Origin of the sequence: Floridaenema aerugineum BLCC-F46 (assembly GCF_041929345.1) — a bacterium.
In the GTDB taxonomy this organism is placed as follows: Bacteria; Cyanobacteriota; Cyanobacteriia; order Cyanobacteriales; family Aerosakkonemataceae; genus Floridanema; species Floridanema aerugineum.
On record NZ_JBHFNQ010000131.1, the window covers coordinates 43,668 to 61,319 of the forward strand.

Here is a 17,652-nt window from a genome sequence, read left to right on the forward strand (position 1 = left end):
AAAAAATATTGAATTACCAGGAGTGAATCCCATGCTTAGCAAAGTTTCTGAAAAAACCATGCACCAAGTGCGATCGCTACTAGCAATCACTTGGTTAATTTTAATTGCCTCATTATTTTATGACCCAATTACTCACCATTTAACAGACCCAAATAATACACTTAGTCCTTTTCGAGAATCAATTCAATGTGTACTCGTTCAAGGAAATTGCCTTGATATCCAACAAGTTTATCCCATCGGAACCAGAATCTTTTGGGGAATGGTAGTTCCCAGCGCCATCATGTTAGTTTTTGTATTGGGACATGAAACTTGGCGGCGCATTTGCCCACTATACTTTTTCTCTCAAATTACCAGAGCGTTAGGCTGGCAACCCAGACTCAAAATAGAAAAAAATCCCTGGCTAATCCGTAACCATTTATATCTTCAATTTGCCCTGTTATTTATCGGTTTGAACTTCCGAATTCTCTTTATTAATTCAGCACGGGCAGTTTTAGGAACCTTTTTGTTAGTAACAATTCTTTCCGCGATTACAGTAGTTTTTCTTTATGGCGGTCGCAGTTGGTGTCATTATGTTTGTCCATTTGGCGTTGTGCAAACAGTTTTAACTGGGCCAAGGGGATTATTGGGGAGTGAAGCGCATAAAACACCATCAAATATTACTCAATCAATGTGTCGAACTCTAGATAAAAATAACGGCGAAAAAAGTGCCTGTATCGCTTGTAAGTCAGCTTGTTTGGATATTGATTCAGAAAGTGCTTATTGGCAAGAACTGACCAAACCCGGTAGAAAATTAATTCAATACGGTTATTTAGGATTAGTGATTGGTTACTTTGTTTATTACTACTTGTATGCAGGTAACTTTGATTATTACTATTCAGGAGATTGGAGCCACGAAACTAATCAGTTGTCTTCAGTTTTTCAGCCAGGTTTTTACATTTACAATCATTATATTTACATTCCTAAAATTGTCGCTGCTCCCCTAACTACAGGTTTTAGTGTATGGTTCAGTTGTCTGATTTGCACTAAGCTAGAAAAAGCTTACAAAGCTAATTTGAGACGACGTAATTTAAAATTTACTCATCAGCAAGTTTTGCACAAAGTTTTTTCGCTTTGTACTTTTTTGGCTTTTAATAGCTTTTTTATTTATGGTGCGCGTCCAGAGATTCTTCGATTACCCACAGTTTTACAATTAATATTTAATGCTTTGGTAATTTTGCTAAGTTCTTTATGGCTTTATCGTACTTGGAATCGGAGCGAGGAACAATATAAACGGGAAAGTCAAGTGGAAAATTTACGCCGCCAATTGCAAGAATTGGGAGTAAATTTTTCTCGTTTTTTGAACGATCGCTCTTTAGAAGAATTAAATCCAGATGAATTATATATTTTAGCTAAAACTTTACCTAATGCAACTCAACTATCTTACAAAGCTGTTTTGCAAAAGGCATTAACATCTGGAAATATTCATGCCTCTACTAATTTGGAACTGCTTCAGCAAATGCGGGAAGAACTCGGTATCAACGAAAAGAAACACTATAAAATTTTGACGGAATTGGGGGTAGAAACTCCTGAATTACTCGATCTGAATTTACAGCGAAATCGGGAACAAATTTTCAGGATTGAAACTTATCAGAAGAAACTGGATTTGCTACTTTTGGAATTGGTAGAAAGTGGTATATCTCTACAAAAAGCACTGGAAATTAAGAGTAAACAGATTCTGGCTTTCAAACAAGAGTATCAGATTAATCCTGAAGAAGATGCACAAATTTTAGCCAAAATGTTTGCCCAAAATAGTGACCTTTGGCGTAAATCAGAAGCTTTATTAACAGAACTTCAAGTATTAGGTCATCAACAACAAAATCTAAAAAAATCAGTTCCTAACCCTGAAGCTAATGTCTTTGTTTTATTACGCTATTTGCTCGGAGAAAAACAACAATTTGTTACCGTGCAATTGCTCAGTATTCTGGAAATAGTTGGGGAACAACCTGATGCTTTACAGTTAGCTAGACGCACGGGAATTATGGCAAAAAATGTGTTGTTTGAGATTTTAAGTAATGAACAGAGTTTATGGGAGCAACGTTTGAGTCCTAAGATCATGGATGTTTTGACATTGAGCCGAAATCAAGTTAGCAAAACCAATGTACAAAGATTGGCTGAAGATGAAACTTTTGTTGGTACTCAAACAGTATGTGTTGAAATGGCGATCGAAGTTCTTCTTGAGTTACTAAAAGATCTAAATCCTCTAACTCAAGCAGCCAGTTTGTATGGCATTTATAAATTGAATGCTCAAAAAGGTATTGAGCAAGCAAGGTTAATTCTTTCTCAAGAAAACTTGGATGAATTAGTGCGAGATACGGCTGAAGATATTCTGCAATATGGAAAGGTTTTGGGAACACTAAACCAAATTTTAAGGCTATTTGAGAGCGGTACTTTTAAATCTGTTAATTCAGATGCTCTTATTGCTTTGGCTCGATCGGGAAAAGTGCGTACTTAGAATCGTCAAGATATTTAGTTTTACTAGTGAGGAAAAAATGCCGAAAATTATAGCGATCAACCTCAACCAACCCCAGGAAATTAAGGAAATCAATCTCACTCCAGAAAAGATGCTCAATCGTGAATGTATTGTCGGACGAGATCGCCGTTGTTGTGTGGTGTTAGATGACCCCTTAGTAAGTAGCTTACATGGTAAAATTTACTTTGAAAATGGGCAATATTACTACAGCGATACCAGTCGTAATGGCTCTCGCATTAATAACAAAATTGCTGAGCCGAAACAAAGTTATATTTTGCGCGATCGGGATACCATTCAAATTGGTCACTATGCCTTAATGATTCAATCTTTGGGAGAAGATAGCTCAGTTGTTACAACGGAAAATTTCTCTACTTCACCAAATGATTATATGCCATTAGCGATGATTGAGCCAAGCTCTATTAATCATTGGAATCAAGGTAAACTCAAGGTTAAATGTGTCCAAGTTATTGATGAAACATCGGATGTAAAAACTTTTCGATTTGTTGCTATTCCCCCTGTTTTGTTTACTTATAAACCCGGACAGTTTATCTCATTGGATTTACAAATTAATGGCAAAGAAGTTAGTCGCTGTTATTCCATTTCTTCTTCACCTTCACGCCCTCATAGTTTAGAAATTACTGTGAAGCGAATTCCTGACGGTTTAGTTTCTAATTGGTTGCATAATAACATTAAAGTCGGAAGTGAAGTTCAGTTAAGTAGTTTGATGGGAGATTTTACTTTTTTTGCTCATCCGACACAGAAGTTATTGTTAATTTCTGCGGGTAGTGGCATTACACCAATGATGTCAATGGCAAGATGGATTTGCGATACTGGATCTGATATAGATGTGGTTTTTCTCCATAGCACTCGCACTCCTGATGATATAATTTTTCGGCGGGAATTAGAGTTGTTGGCGGCGCGACACTCAAATTTTCACTTAGCAATTACGACTACTAAATTAGAGTCTAGTCAAGTTTGGTTAGGTTACAAGGGGCGAGTGAATGAATCAATGTTAATTAGCAGTGTTCCTGATTTTGGCGATCGCACAATTTATGTCTGTGGGCCGGAACCTTTTATGCAGGGAATTAAAACTATACTAGAAAAGCTAGAATTCCCCATGCAAAATTTCTTTAATGAAAGCTTTGGATTATCAACTCAGGAAAAAAGCCAACCTGAAAAAATTACTGTTTCAGCGCCAACTTCTCGCCCATTGCAGTTAACTTTGAGTTCAATGCTGAGTCAGTTACAACCTGATTTATCTAAACTGGAACACACAAATGGAAATCGGGCTACGCTATCTCCTACTACTTCATCCTCTCAAGCAACCGTAGTTTTTGCTAAGTCTGGAAAAGAGGTAATTTGGGATGGGGAAAAATCTATTTTGGAATTAGCTGAACAAGAAAATGTAACAATTCGGAGAGGTTGTGGCAAGGGATTTTGTGGAGCTTGCAAGCAAAAGTTACTTTCAGGAAATGTGGAGTACAAAGAAGAACCTCGCGCTCTTCAAGATAGCGATCGCTCTGTCGGTTTGATTTTAACCTGCATTGCTGAACCTGTGGAAAAGGTTGTGATTGATGCTTAGGCTAATGGATTCCTAGAAAAAAACTATTGAATATGTGACGGAGGACGCAATAATATTAAGTGTCCTGGTCTGTATGGCTAATCTCCAAATTTTATAGGATCTATGAGTTTTGCTGAACTTGCAGCACAGCTAAATGCTGGAACAATTTTACCAGAGGCAATTGTCATTGCCACACTGATTGTAGTGTTAATGGTTGACTTAATTGTGGGGCGGACTTCGACTCGCTGGACTCCTTATCTAGCAGTCGCAGGTTTACTCGCTTCCGTTGTCGCCCTCTGCTATCAATGGGATATCACTAAGCCGATCGCATTTTTGGGTGGCTTTAATGGTGATGCCTTAAGTGTAGTGTTTCGCGGCATCATCGCTTTGTCAGCAGCAGTGACAATTTTGATGTCGATTACCTACATTGAGCAATCAGGCACTTCTTTGGGCGAGTTCGTAGCGATTTTGCTTACTGCGACTATTGGCGGAATGTTTCTCTCTGGCGCAAATGAGTTGGTGATGATTTTCATCAGCTTGGAAACTCTGAGTATCTCTTCTTATCTGCTGACAGGTTACACTAAGCGCGACCCTCGTTCTAATGAAGCGGCTTTAAAATATCTGTTGATTGGCGCTTCTAGTTCGGCGATTTTCCTCTACGGTGTATCTTTGTTGTATGGTTTGTCCGGTGGAGAAACTAAGTTAAGTGCGATCGCTGCTGGATTGGCTGCTGGTACTGGTCAATCTTTGGCTTTGGTAATTGCTTTAGTATTCGCTATTGCTGGGATTGCGTTTAAAATTTCGGCTGTACCTTTCCACCAATGGACTCCTGATGTTTATGAAGGTTCTCCAACTCCGGTAGTTGCTTTCCTTTCCGTTGGTTCAAAAGCGGCTGGGTTTGCTTTAGCTATTCGCTTAATGGTGACAGCTTTCCCTTTAGTTAGCGAACAATGGCATTTCATTTTTACTTCCCTTGCTATTCTGAGCATGGTATTAGGAAATGTGGTAGCTTTGACTCAAACTAGCATGAAGCGATTGTTGGCTTATTCTTCGATCGCTCAAGCTGGTTTTGTCATGTTAGGATTAATCGCTGGTACAGAAGCAGGTTACTCCAGCATGGTGTTTTATATGTTGGTTTACCTGTTCATGAATTTGTGCGGTTTTACCTGTGTAATTCTCTTTTCTCTGCGGACGGGAACTGACCAAATTAGCGAATATTCCGGGTTATACCAAAAAGATCCTCTGTTGACTTTGGGTTTAAGTTTGTCTCTACTTTCTTTAGGTGGAATTCCGCCTTTGGCTGGATTTTTTGGGAAGTTATACCTGTTTTGGGCTGGTTGGCAAGCTGGTCTTTACCTGTTAGTTTTGTTAGGTTTAATTACCAGTGTGATTTCTATTTACTACTACATTCGTGTGGTGAAAATGATGGTGGTAAAGGAACCTCAAGAAATGTCCGATGCAGTGAAGAATTATCCGGCTATTACTTGGAATTTGCCCGGAATGCGGGCTTTACAAGTTGGTTTGGTGGTGACTTTAATCGCTACTTCTTTCGCTGGTATTTTGTCAAATCCTCTGTTTAATTTGGCTAATGGTTCGGTTGCGAAAAGTCAAATGTTGCAATCAACTGTGATTAGTTCTGAGGTTGTTGAAGCTGTTACTCGGGTTTCGGCTGTTCAACAGTGAATTGGTCAAGAAAGAGTTAGAATTAATAATCGCCTGACTTTTTAGGTCGGGCGTTTTTTTAACCACAGATGAACGCAGATGTTTTTTGAGGTTTTTTCTTGGGTGGCGGAGGTTTTTTTAACGCAGATGAATGCAGATGAACGCAGATGAACGCAGATGTAGTTTGATTTTGGCTGATTTTTTGCCGATGGCAGCGATCGCAACTACTCCCAATGCTGCTAAACTTTTGTTACCTGTTTGTCAGTCAATGGGTGCGGATCTTTGGGTTGCGGAATCTTTGAGGGAGATTTCGGGAACTCAGGTTTATTCTGGTTCTTTAAGGGAACATATCGCTAATATTTGGTCGCAATATCGCGGTTTTATTTTCGGTTTGGCAACTGGCGCTGTTGTTAGGTTAATTGCACCTTTGTTAAGGGATAAATCTGTCGATCCGGCAGTAATTGTTGTCGATCAAAATGGTAAATTTGTAATTAGTTTGTGTGGTGGTCATCAAGGTGGGGCGGATCGGTTGACAAGGGCGATCGCACTCTCATTAAATGCTACCCCAATTTTAACTGGTGCGTCTAATGGTTTGGGTTTACCTGCTGTCGATTTATTAGGTGTTCCTTTTGGTTGGAATAAGGGTGAAGGTGATTGGACAAAAGTAGCAGCTAGTATCGCCAGAAATGAACCTGTTCAAGTAATTCAAGAAGTCGGTTCTACTCTCTGGCAAAATCACCTTCCAGAAGGTCATCCTTTCTATTTTGAAAACAACGAAATTACCCAATCTTGTAGGACAGGCATCTTGCCTGTCATTCCTAATGCGCCTGTCATTCCTAATCCAACCCCAAAAGCCAGAATTTGGATTAGTTTCACCCAAAGAAGGTTTTCTCCTGATTCTGATTTACCAAAAGTACAATGGCATCCGAGAGTTTTATGGTTAGGAATAGGTTGCGAAAGAGGAACTTCTAAAAAGTTAATTGAAAGTGCTATTCTTCAGGTTTGTCAAAAGTATCATTTGGCGTTGGGTGCGATCGCCGGAATTGCTACAATTGATCTTAAAGCTGATGAAGTCGGTTTAATCGAAGTTTGTCGAGAAAAAAATTGGCCTTTAAAAACTTTTTCGGCGGAAGTTTTAGGTAAAATTAATGTACCTAATCCTTCAACTATTGTCGCTGCGGAAGTGGGAACTCCTAGTGTGGCAGAAGCTGCGGCTATTTGTGCTGGATTAGGGATGACAGGCAAGATGCCTGTCCTACGGGACTGGGGATTGAGAATGACAGGCAAGATGCCTGTCCTACAAGATGGGACTAATTTATTAGTTAAAAAACAAATTTTTCGTTTAGAAGGAGAACGTGGGGCTGTGACTATTGCTGTAGGTTTATCAGAGAAAGAATATAGCGATCGCACTGGGAAAATTTTACTGATTGGTACGGGTCCTGGTCAATTAGAACAAATGACTATTGCTGCACAAATGGCAATTTCTCAAGCTGATGCTGTAGTTGGTTATTCTTTATATATTGACTTGATTTCACCTTTATTAAAGCCAGGTCAAATTGTGGAATCTTTGCCCATTACTCAGGAAGTGGAAAGGGCGAAAAAGGCGATCGAATTAGCAGATAAAGGCTTAACTGTGGCGGTGATTTCTTCAGGAGATTCCGGCATTTATGGGATGGCGGGTTTAGTATTAGAAGAACTGCAAGCGCATGGTTGGGATGGGCAAGTTCCGGGCGTGCAAGTGTTTCCCGGAATCACGGCTTTACAAGCTGCGGCTTCTTTGGTAGGTGCGCCGTTAATGCACGATTTCTGCGCCGTTAGTTTGAGCGATTTGTTAACACCTTGGGAGGTAATTGAAAAGCGGTTAATTGCCGCAGCAGAGGCGGATTTTGTCACAGCTTTATATAATCCGAAATCCCAGACTCGCACTGAACAAATTGCTTTTGCCCAACAGATTTTTTTAAAGTATCGTAATCCGGCTACACCAGTGGCGATCGTCCGTTCCGCTTATCGGGAAACCCAAGAAATTACGATTACTACTTTAGAAAAGTTGCTGGAAAGCTCAATTGATATGTTGACAATTGTGTTAATTGGTAACTCAAATACACGGATTCATGGCGAATGGATGATTACACCAAGGGGTTACAAAGTCGAGGGAATTGAATACAGCGATTTGTAGAATTTAAGGAGTTTTTGGAATACTGTAGGGGCGAAGCATTCGGGCGACTATCTCTGATGAAAATCGATAATTTATATATCCGAATGCTTCGCCCTGCCTTAGCGACAATTCATATATACGAATGCTATTTCTGATAAAAACCGACAATTGATATCCTCGAATGCTTTTAATCTATTGAGGATGAGAGAAATTTAAATTGTTTTTATATTGTCGCGGAGGCAGGGCGAAGCATTCGGGATTTTATATTTTGGTTTAGAGTAGTTTTCATATTGTCGCGGGGGCAGGGCGAAGCATTCGGGATTTTATATTTTGGTTTAGAGTAGTTTCTATATTGTCGCGGAGGCAGGGCGAAGCATTCGGAATTTAAATATTTTGGTTTAGAGTAGTTTTCATATTGTCGCGGGGGCAGGGCGAAGCATTCGGAATTTAAATATTTTGGTTTAGAGTAGTTTTCATATTGTCGCGGAGGCAGGGCGAAGCATTCGGAATTTAATTTTTTGGTTTAGAGTAGTTTTTATATTGTCGTGGGGGCAGGGCGAAGCATTCGGAATTTAAATATTTTGGTTTAGAGTAGTTTTCATATTGTCGCGGAGGCAGGGCGAAGCATTCGGAATTTAATATTTTGGCTGAGTGTCATAAATTGTCGCCCGAATGCTTCGCCCCTACAAAAGGAAAAATTGTTAACATAAATTACAAAAAACTGAGCAAAAAAGCTTCTAATTCTGCCCATCCTTGTTGAGTAATTATGTTGTAAAAAACTTCGTGTTTTTCGTTGGGTGTGTAGAAGCGATAATATCTTTGATCTTCTGCGATTCTTCGCACATAAATTAGGGGAACGTTGACTGAGGCGAGGAGTTTGGCTTTTTTGCGATCGCGCAACTGCGCTTCTAAGGAATCATGCCAGTGAGATTGGCATTCTACAACTAATTTGGCTTTGCGGTTGGTGGGGAAAGTGCGATCGATTAAAGCAATATCTACTTTGGAACTAACCCAAAATTTCCAGATTTCATCGGGGAGACGAGAGAAATTTTCGGGACGAGAACAGATGATTTCTAATGGTACTTGGGGACAGTAACGGAAGCGATTTCCTAAAATCATTTCGAGAATGTCAATAATCATTATTTCCAATTCGTTGATGATTTCTCCGTTTTGGAAGTGGGGAAAACTTTGCATTGAGTCATCATTGCTATTGAAGTCGAAGTTTTCTGAATTTTTGTAGTTGAAAGCGTAAGCCATTGGCTGAATTTGAACTCGATAATTTGAGACTATCGAGATACAGTTGTTTAGCCCAGAGATAATAAGTGCAGTTAACTAATGCTGTTAAAGAACCCTTAACATTGGTTGAACGCAAAGAGCAACAGCGCCGCAGTGGAATTTTACCAATAGAACAGGTACATCAATTAAAACAGGAAGTCATTACTCGCATTTACCAGCATGATGAATTTCTAAATGATGTAATTGCACAGCAATCTGTTGGTAAAAATAAGCATATTGCTATTGTTGGTGAACCGGGAGCAGGTAAAACAACATTACTCGATCGCATCGCCACTTATATTCAAAAAAATACTGAAGATTTACCGATTTGCATTTCTTTGGCAAGTTTGCAAGGAAGGACACTGAAAAACTATATTCTTGAGGAATGGCTACCGGAAGCAATATCACTAACTTACCCTGACGTTTTTGTAGAGACGTTTCATGAAACGTCTCTACAAAAACTACAAAAACGTTTGCGCCAAGGTGGGGTTTGGTTGTTGTTAGATGGTGTTGATGAGATTGGGGAAAGTTCGCCAGCTAAAGCACTTGAAAGAATCCAAAATCAGCTTTCTGATTGGTTGGGTAAAGTGCGGGTTGTGTTGACTTGTCGCACTAATGTTTGGGATGCTCAAACTAACAATCCTCTGACAGGTTTTGAGACTTATAAAACTCAGAAATTTAGTCAGGGAGATGTACGGCGCTTTATTAAGCAGTGGTTTGGATTTGCGAAGAAACCACAGTTAGGTAAAGTTCTGCGGGAAAAGCTCAATCAACCACAAAGCGATCGCATTCGTCAACTAGTAGAAAATCCGTTACGGTTAGCTTTGCTATGTCAAGTTTTTTATCGTGATGAACAAGCGGAACTTCCCGAAACAAAAGCAGGTCTTTATGAGTTGTTTGTTCGCTATTTCTATGAGTGGAAACCAACGCTGTCTAGTGTCGATTGGACAACTCAACTAGAGTTAAAGGAAGAATTACATCAAGCTCTTGGTCGATTATCAATAGCGGGATTAGATAGTGATGCTCGATTTCGATTGCCAGAAAGTTTAATTAAAAAAGAATTGGATGATCGGCTTTTTAAGTTAGCTTGGGAATTGGGTTGGCTGAATTTAGTTGATAGGGAAGCTAAAACTGATGAACCTGTTTATGCTTTCTTTCATCCTACTTTTCAGGAGTATTTTGCGGCACAGAATATTGACGATTGGCATTATTTTTTAAATCATGTACCTGAAAATCCAGATCAAGGTAATTACAGAATTTTTGCTCCTGAATAGAAAACAATTATAACTATAATTATAATGAAGAGCATTTAGCAAAATCATTAGTTAATTTACTTTGTAATAGTGAAGACGAAACAGGCTGTTGGCAAGCTGCTTTAAAATTTACAAAAATAGTTCGTAAAGGAATGTTTCCAGTGGTAGTTGCTGGTCTAAAATATTGCCTAGATACAAAGCCTGATCGAGATAATTTAGATAAGTATTTCTATTGCTATGAAGTTCTTTGGCACTGTGCCAAAAATATGAGTTATCCAGACTTTTATCGTGCTTGGCACAGCCAACAGTCAACCAACTGTACAGAAGCTATTAATAACATTTCATGTGGTAAATTATCCACGATCCAAAACCTCAATTTCAGGCAATTTCCTTCAATTCTTGATTCTGAAATTGCTAAAGATGAAGAAATCAACAAAGCAGTAAAACTAATTTGCATTGATGGCAGTTACTTCTCAGATCCAAATAACCCTGCTACTGATATCTACATTGAAATGGTAGAACAAGGTTGTCCAGAAAAGCAGGAAGAACCAAACACAATGCAGCAACTTAAAAAGTACTGGCGATTAGATTTGAGAAAACTAGAAAAACGAGTTGCTTTGCTATTCTACAACTCGAAGAACGATCGCACCCTAAACCTATCCTTCCTATCTGATATCGCTACATTTGGGGGTACAATTGCCATTATTAGCGATCGACCTTGCGAAAATGTAAGACTTATTTCTCCCAACGATCCAAACCTCATTGATACAGTATTAAAATGGCTGAAAAGAGAAATTAAAGAAGCTTAAAAACGATTTCGATATTTGTAGGGGCGAAGCATTCGGGCGACTATCTCTGACAAAAACCGACAATTCATCTATCCGAATGCTTCGCCCTGCCTTGGCGACAATTGATATATACAAATACTATTTCTGATGAAAACCGACAATTGATGTATACAAATACTATCTCTGATGAAAATCGACAATTGATGTATACAAATACTATCTCTGGGAAAACCGACAATTCATATATACGAATGCTATCTTTGGTAAAAACCAACAATTCATATACCCGAATGCTTTTAATCTCTTGGGGATAACATAAAATTAAATTATTTTTATATTGTCGCGGGGGCAGGGCGAAGCATTCGGAATTGAATATTTTGGCTGACTATCATAAATTGTCGCCCGAATGCTTCGCCCCTACAAATTACTAATGTGTAATTGAATCAATGTTAAATCGGTTTAAACTTGGAAATATTTTCTTCATCGTCTTCCCATGTCAAAGGATTTTCAATAATGTAGCGTCTGATATTATTATACGCTTGTTCGTTACGAATGATTTGTTCGTAATAATTACGTTGCCAAATTGTGCCAGAATTTCGCGTTAGGCGGTTAACTTGGCGAGTACTTACTGATTTAAAATTTTGCAAAGTTGCACCCAATGAACCTGCTTTAGTTCCATTGGGTAAAGATGTTTGAGATTTTAATGATTGATTATTAGTAAGATTATTTTGCTGTTCGGTAATCACAATAATCCCATGTACGTGATTGGGCATAACTACAAAAGCATCGAGTTCAATAAATGGAAAATGACAGGGTAAATTATGCCAAACTGCGGCAACGGTTTTACCTGCAATATTTGGCTGCATGATACCGTTGACAATTTCGCCTAGTAAACATCGCTTTTGATGGCAGCAGATAGTGAAATAATATGCCCCTTCTTGGGAATAATCATATCCTTTAATGCGAATTGAACGGCGATGGTGGATATCAGGATTATAATTCATACTAGGCAAAATTTTCTTGTATTTTCATTATATGATACTATTAAGCAGCTATCATTAAATAGAAAAATGAAAAAAGTAAGCTCAATATTTCCAATAATTTTATTAGCATTTTTTGGTACAATTGCTATAGCCAAATCTCAACAAACACCTACACCTGTTAATAGTTAGACTCAATCTGTAACTCGTGAAGTTTTAGCTAGTGGTTATCCCAGCGAAGCCGAAGGTCGAATTTTGGAATTAGTGCGTTACACCATTCCTCCTGGTGCTAATCTTCCGCCTCATATCCATCCCGGAATGCAAATTGAGCGCGTTGAATTTGGTATATTAACTTATACGGTTGTTAAAGGTGCAGCAAAAATTATTAGAGCCGATCGCACTGAAGAAACTCTTCAAGCAGGACAAACAACTTTACTTAAAGTAGGAGATTCATTAGCTGAACCTGGGGGAATGGTACATTATGGAAAAAACGAAACTGCAAGTCCTGTGATTCTTCTTTCCGCCTCACTATTTGAAGCAAATAAACCCAAAGCAATTATAGTTAAACCCTAAGAGCGCAATCTCCCCGACCTTAAAATACTAATAATCAACCACAAACCCAGAAAACTCGCCACCCCAAATAAAGCATTACTCAACACAGAAAACTGACTTGTTTGCCCTTGAGAAGAAATAATCGCTGCGCCAATAATTAACGAACCAACTACAATACTAAAAGACAAACGATTAGCGGAAACATCTAAACTTCGCCGCAACCCATCAAAATCTTTGATAGCTAAATTCCACTTCAAAGATTCGGAAGTAACTCTGTCTAAAAGTAACTCTATTTGTCGGGGAGATTCTAAAGACAAACTTTTAACATCTAAAGCTGTCCTTAATAAAGTTTGTAAAGGATTATCTCCCAACAGTTGCCTCTGAAATAAATCTGTCATTAATGGTTTTATTTCATCTAACAGGTTCACTTCTGGGTCAAAAATTCTTGCCGATCCTTCTAAATTCGCAACAGTTTTTGCATATAAACCCATGTTACTGGGTAATCTAATCTTATTCTCTCTAGCTATCTGTAAAACTTCATAAAATACTTTGGCAAAGCTGATTTTGGATAAACTTAAATTGTAATATTTCCGCAACATTCGTTCATAAGAAACTTCCAAATTTGCTAAGTTGTCCGGGTTTGCAGAATCAGCTAATTGCAATGTTAATTGGGTGCAACGTTGTGCGTCCATATCGACGATCGCTAAAATCATTTCTGTCAAAATTCGCTGACTGCGGGGGTCTAAACGCCCAACTAAACCACAGTCTAATAATGCGACTCGACCATCTTTTAAATAGAAGAAATTGCCGGGATGTGGATCGGCATGAAAAAATCCATCAACATAAAGTTGTTGAATAAAAGCTCGAAATAATAGCCTGGTTATTTCCCTTCTTTTCTCTTGTGGGGAAACGCCATTTGTCTGACTAAAGTTGGCTGTTAAAAGTGGTTCGCCGTCCAACCATTCTAATACTAGTAATTTGCGGGTTGTTAAATCCCAATAAACTTCGGGAATGACTAATTGTTGAGGATCAAACCAGCGACTTGTAGACATATTTTCGCGTAATAGTTTTGTGTAGCTGGCTTCTAAGATAAAGTCTAATTCGTCTCTTAATGCTTTGGTAAATTCGTCTGCTAAACCTTTGATATCGTAAGTTTGTCCAATCTCTGTCCGATCGACCAACTCCGCCAATCCCCTAATTAAAAATGTATCCTGTTCAATAATTACATCAATTCCAGGACGCTGAATTTTTAACGCAACTTCTCTGCCATCCATTAATTTAGCACGATGAGTTTGGGCGATCGATCCAGCTGCGATCGGTTGGGGATTCACAAAACCAAAAACCTCTTCTAAAGGCTGTTTTAATTCTTGGCGCAAAACTACTTCAATATCTTGCCAAGAAACTGGCGGAACTGAACTTTGTAAAGTCGATAATTCTTCAATATATGATGCTGGTAAAAGGTCAGGACGAGTACTTAATAATTGTCCTAATTTGACATAAACAGGCCCTAATTCGATGAAAATTTTCCGTAAAACAGCCGGAGTTGGCAACTGTGGATTTTCAGCACTACCACCAGTCAACAAACCCCGCATATAACCCCAGCCATTGCGAAGGACAACTTCTGCAATATCTCTTTGACGGGAAACAGTTTGAGTTAAAAACATAATTGGTAGTTGGTAGTTGGTGATTGGTAGTTGGTGATTGGTAATAACCCAAGTTGCTAGTTATTAATGAAAGAATATTTTTTTAGGCTGTAGGGTGCGTCAGAGTCATAAAATTAGTGATTAGATCCAGAATTTGGCGCTCTGACGCACCCTACTCAATATAACTAGCAACTTGAGTTAATACGTGAATGTAATTAGCTTTACAACTTCACTGATTTTTATTAATCATTTACTGTTTTAACAGAAATGGGTTTAATCCAAAACAAAAAAGCTTTAGTTAATTCTAACCAAAGCTGGGAAATTATACATCTGTCGAGAGTTTTAGATTTTACAAAAGATGAGTAAATCTGGGATCTTCTTGGATTTTTTTCAAGACTTGCTTGATTTCCTGAGTACGTTCTTTTTTGACAATTAAAGTGACGTTACGATCGCGCACTACCACCACATCCTCTAATCCAATAGTAACAATTACCTCATCTTCACCTTCAGCATAAAGGATACTTCCTTGGGTATCCATTCCCACATGAGTTGCTAATTCTACATTCGCTTGTTCGCCTTTTAATAAACGTTCGATCGCATTCCAATCACCCAAATCATCCCACCCAAAAGCCGCCGGAATCACATAAGCCAAATTAGTTTTTTCCATCAAAGCATAGTCAATACTTTTCTTCGGTAATTGTGAATAAGCTGCGATTCCTTGTTCTTTTAAAGGAGTGAGAATTTCTGAAGCGTGAATTGCCAATTCTTTAAGCACAACTCCCGCACGAAACACGAACATTCCACTATTCCAACTAAATCTACCTGTCGCTAAAAACTCTTCTGCTGTTTCGCGATCGGGTTTTTCTGTAAACCGATTTACCCGATAAACTAACGACTTCCCAAAAGTACCTTCCGCCTCTCCTTGTTCAATATAACCGTAACCAGTAGAAGGCTGATTTGGTTTAATTCCTAAAGTGACGATCGCCTCTTTTTGGGTTGCTAATTTAGCAGCATCTTCTAAAATTTGTTTGTAAGCTGCTTCATCTGCAATCCAATGATCTGCGGGAAAAAAACCAACTACTGTATCATCACCATAACGGTTAGCAATTTCTAAAGTTGTCCAAGCAACTGCGGGTGCAGTATCTCTTCCTTCTGGTTCAACCAATAAGTTTTCTACTGGCAATTCGGGGAGTTGTTCTTTCACTCCTTCGGCTAAAATTTTAGAAGTACAAACCCACAATTTATCCCAACCACCTGCAACCGATAATAGTCGATCGGCGGTTGCTTGCAAAAGACTTTTGCCACTACCATCTAAACTTAAAAACTGTTTCGGACGTTGTTTGCGGCTGAGGGGCCAAAAGCGTTCACCTTTGCCACCTGCTAAGATTACGGGGATTAACGAGTTAGTCATTGGTTTTGAGTAAATATCAGTACTATTACTTTCTTGGCTCGATCCTACTAGGTTTTTTGCAGATCAAATTTAAATATTTAAACAAGTAAATTTAAAAGGTTGATGATTCATTCAATCATGGATACCGAGATCTGCGGAAACCTAGTTTTGCGATCGACCATCTGTATAATTAACATTCTTATGCTAATCTTGATTTCTGGAAATCTTAAACTATGAAGTGATTCATTTTTAAAGAAATTATTGAATGGATAAGGCTAGTTACTGAATGGATAAGGCTAGTTTACGTCGATCGCTTCTGAAAATCCGCCAAATGCTACCTAAAACCGAATGGCAGGAAAAAAGCGATCGCATTTGCACCCACTTACAATCTTCTCCCTTGTTTGAGCAAGCAAAAACCGTTTTAGCTTATTTTAGTTTCCGCCAAGAACCAGACTTAAAACCCTTGTTTGCTGACAATTCCCACCGTTGGGGTTTTCCTCGCTGCGTTGGTAAGGAACTGTCTTGGCATCTTTGGCAAGCGGGAGATCAGTTAGAAACCAACAAATTTGGCATTTTAGAACCTCTTGCCAATGCTCCCACTTTAGACCCCAGTCAAGTTGATTTAATCTTAGTTCCTTCTGTGGCTTGTGATGTGCGAGGATATCGATTAGGCTACGGTGCGGGATATTATGACCGTTTATTAACTCTGCCTGAATGGTCAAATAAACTCACAATTGGGATGGTTTTTGAATTTACTTATTTGGTAGAGATTCCGATCGATGAATGGGATCGATCTTTAACAGGAGTTTGTACGGAAACCGGGGTAAAACTTATTAATAAAAATCAGGGAGAAAAGCTAAATAATGTTTGATAAACAGCAGAATTTTAAATCTAAAATTCCGCAATTGTCAGGGGGCAAATATGTTTTAATTTACGGGTTGCTGGGTGCGATCGCTCTAATCATGCTCTTTCCTTTATTCTGGTTAATTAGCACCGCCTTAAAATCACCATCAGAAAACATTTTCCAATTCCCTCCACAATTTTTCCCAACTCAACCAACCTTCGATAACTTCATCCAAGTTTGGCAATCCCTACCTTTTGCCCAATACTTATTTAATAGTACCTTAGTAGCTGGATTAACAGTTATTTTAAACTTACTATTTTGTGCTTTAGCTGCTTATCCCCTAGCCAGATTGGAATTTAAAGGCAGAAATATAATTTTTGCCATCATCGTTTCTACCATCATGATTCCCTTTCAAATCGTGATGATTCCCTTGTATATTTTAACAGTACAATTAGGTTTAAAAAACAGTTATTTAGGAATTATTTTTCCCAGTTTAGCCTCAGCATTTGGCATTTTCTTATTGCGCCAAGCCTTTCAAGGAGTACCCAAAGAATTAGAAGAAGCTGCCAGAATGGACGGTTGTTCCGAATTAGGAATTTGGTGGTTTATCATGTTACCAGCAATTCGTCCAGCATTAGTAACTTTAACAATTTTTACCTTGATTGGTTCTTGGAGTGATTTCCTGTGGCCCTTAATAGTAATTGACCAACCAGAGTATTATACTTTGCCTTTAGGTGTAGCCAGATTAGCCGGAACATTTTCCTTAGATTGGCGGTTAATAGCTGCGGGTTCAGTAATTGCGATCGCGCCAATTCTACTATTATTTATTATCTTACAAAGATACATAGTTCCCAGCGATTTAGGCAGCGGTGTTAAAGGATAGGAGGTCCTCGTCACACGCCAAGCACTGCTTAGGCTATCACATCATCTTTTGCCCAAAGTATCGTCACCAGGTACTTGAGGGGACTATAGAAGTGGAACTTAAAAGAATCATTGGCGAAATCTGCAAGCAATATGGCTGGATAATCCATGCACTAGAA

General features: G+C 38.7%; 14 protein-coding genes. 10 read left to right on the plus strand and 4 right to left on the minus strand.

Going from position 1 to position 17,652, the window contains the following annotated elements; all coding sequences use genetic code 11:
• Positions 1 to 31: 31 nt before the first annotated feature.
• The 4 genes from ACE1CC_RS17500 to cobJ all read left to right on the plus strand — a co-directional run bounded on the left by ACE1CC_RS17500 (position 32) and on the right by cobJ (position 7,908).
• Positions 32 to 2,491: a 4Fe-4S binding protein gene (locus ACE1CC_RS17500; RefSeq protein ID WP_413271711.1), complete on the plus strand. Its 2,460-nt coding sequence runs from the start codon at positions 32 to 34 to the stop codon at positions 2,489 to 2,491.
• Positions 2,492 to 2,528: 37 nt separating this feature from the next.
• On the plus strand, positions 2,529 to 4,091 hold the full coding sequence (locus ACE1CC_RS17505; RefSeq protein WP_413271712.1) for an FHA domain-containing protein: 1,563 nt from the start codon (positions 2,529 to 2,531) through the stop codon (positions 4,089 to 4,091).
• A 102-nt stretch (positions 4,092 to 4,193) separates the two neighbouring features.
• Entirely contained in the window at positions 4,194 to 5,753 is a 1,560-nt protein-coding gene (locus ACE1CC_RS17510) for an NAD(P)H-quinone oxidoreductase subunit N (RefSeq protein WP_413271713.1), read from the plus strand.
• Between the two features lie 136 nt (positions 5,754 to 5,889).
• On the plus strand, positions 5,890 to 7,908 hold the full coding sequence (cobJ, locus tag ACE1CC_RS17515) for a precorrin-3B C(17)-methyltransferase (RefSeq protein ID WP_413271714.1): 2,019 nt from the start codon (positions 5,890 to 5,892) through the stop codon (positions 7,906 to 7,908).
• Between the two features lie 690 nt (positions 7,909 to 8,598).
• Here cobJ and ACE1CC_RS17520 read toward each other — a convergent pair.
• Entirely contained in the window at positions 8,599 to 9,144 is a 546-nt protein-coding gene (locus ACE1CC_RS17520) for a PDDEXK family nuclease (protein ID WP_413271715.1), read from the minus strand.
• A 65-nt stretch (positions 9,145 to 9,209) separates the two neighbouring features.
• On the opposite strand from ACE1CC_RS17520, the gene ACE1CC_RS17525 reads away from it, so the two are divergent.
• Positions 9,210 to 10,436 carry an NACHT domain-containing protein gene (locus tag ACE1CC_RS17525; RefSeq protein WP_413271716.1) on the plus strand — a complete coding sequence of 409 codons (1,227 nt, stop codon included), beginning with the start codon at positions 9,210 to 9,212 and terminating at the stop codon, positions 10,434 to 10,436.
• 131 nt (positions 10,437 to 10,567) lie between these two features.
• Positions 10,568 to 11,224 (plus strand): NACHT C-terminal alpha/beta 1 domain-containing protein, encoded by a 657-nt coding sequence (locus ACE1CC_RS17530; RefSeq protein ID WP_413271717.1) that lies wholly within the window; start codon positions 10,568 to 10,570, stop codon positions 11,222 to 11,224.
• A 428-nt stretch (positions 11,225 to 11,652) separates the two neighbouring features.
• On the opposite strand, the gene ACE1CC_RS17535 is transcribed toward ACE1CC_RS17530, so the two are convergent.
• Positions 11,653 to 12,207, minus strand: a complete 555-nt coding sequence (locus ACE1CC_RS17535; protein ID WP_413271718.1) for a transposase — start codon at positions 12,205 to 12,207, stop codon at positions 11,653 to 11,655.
• 240 nt (positions 12,208 to 12,447) lie between these two features.
• Between ACE1CC_RS17535 and ACE1CC_RS17540 the strand changes: the two genes are divergently transcribed.
• Entirely contained in the window at positions 12,448 to 12,756 is a 309-nt protein-coding gene (locus ACE1CC_RS17540) for a cupin domain-containing protein (RefSeq protein ID WP_413271723.1), read from the plus strand.
• Here ACE1CC_RS17540 and ACE1CC_RS17545 read toward each other — a convergent pair.
• A complete protein-coding gene (locus ACE1CC_RS17545) occupies positions 12,753 to 14,399 on the minus strand; it encodes an ABC1 kinase family protein (RefSeq protein WP_413271719.1) in 1,647 nt (548 codons plus the stop codon). The two genes, ACE1CC_RS17540 and ACE1CC_RS17545, sit on opposite strands and share 4 nt — an antisense overlap.
• A gap of 328 nt (positions 14,400 to 14,727) precedes the next feature.
• The gene (locus ACE1CC_RS17550; protein WP_413271720.1) at positions 14,728 to 15,789 is read right to left on the minus strand and encodes a mannose-1-phosphate guanylyltransferase; all 1,062 of its coding nucleotides are present in this window, start codon (positions 15,787 to 15,789) and stop codon (positions 14,728 to 14,730) included.
• A 265-nt stretch (positions 15,790 to 16,054) separates the two neighbouring features.
• On the opposite strand from ACE1CC_RS17550, the gene ACE1CC_RS17555 reads away from it, so the two are divergent.
• The 3 genes from ACE1CC_RS17555 to ACE1CC_RS17565 form a co-directional block, all read left to right on the plus strand.
• Positions 16,055 to 16,639, plus strand: coding sequence for a 5-formyltetrahydrofolate cyclo-ligase (locus ACE1CC_RS17555; protein WP_413271721.1), 585 nt, complete (start codon positions 16,055 to 16,057; stop codon positions 16,637 to 16,639).
• A 91-nt stretch (positions 16,640 to 16,730) separates the two neighbouring features.
• Positions 16,731 to 17,495, plus strand: a complete 765-nt coding sequence (locus ACE1CC_RS17560; protein ID WP_413271724.1) for a carbohydrate ABC transporter permease — start codon at positions 16,731 to 16,733, stop codon at positions 17,493 to 17,495.
• Positions 17,482 to 17,652: transposase (locus ACE1CC_RS17565; RefSeq protein WP_413271725.1), on the plus strand; the 171-nt coding region annotated here is incomplete at its 3' end. The genes ACE1CC_RS17560 and ACE1CC_RS17565, both read left to right, overlap by 14 nt.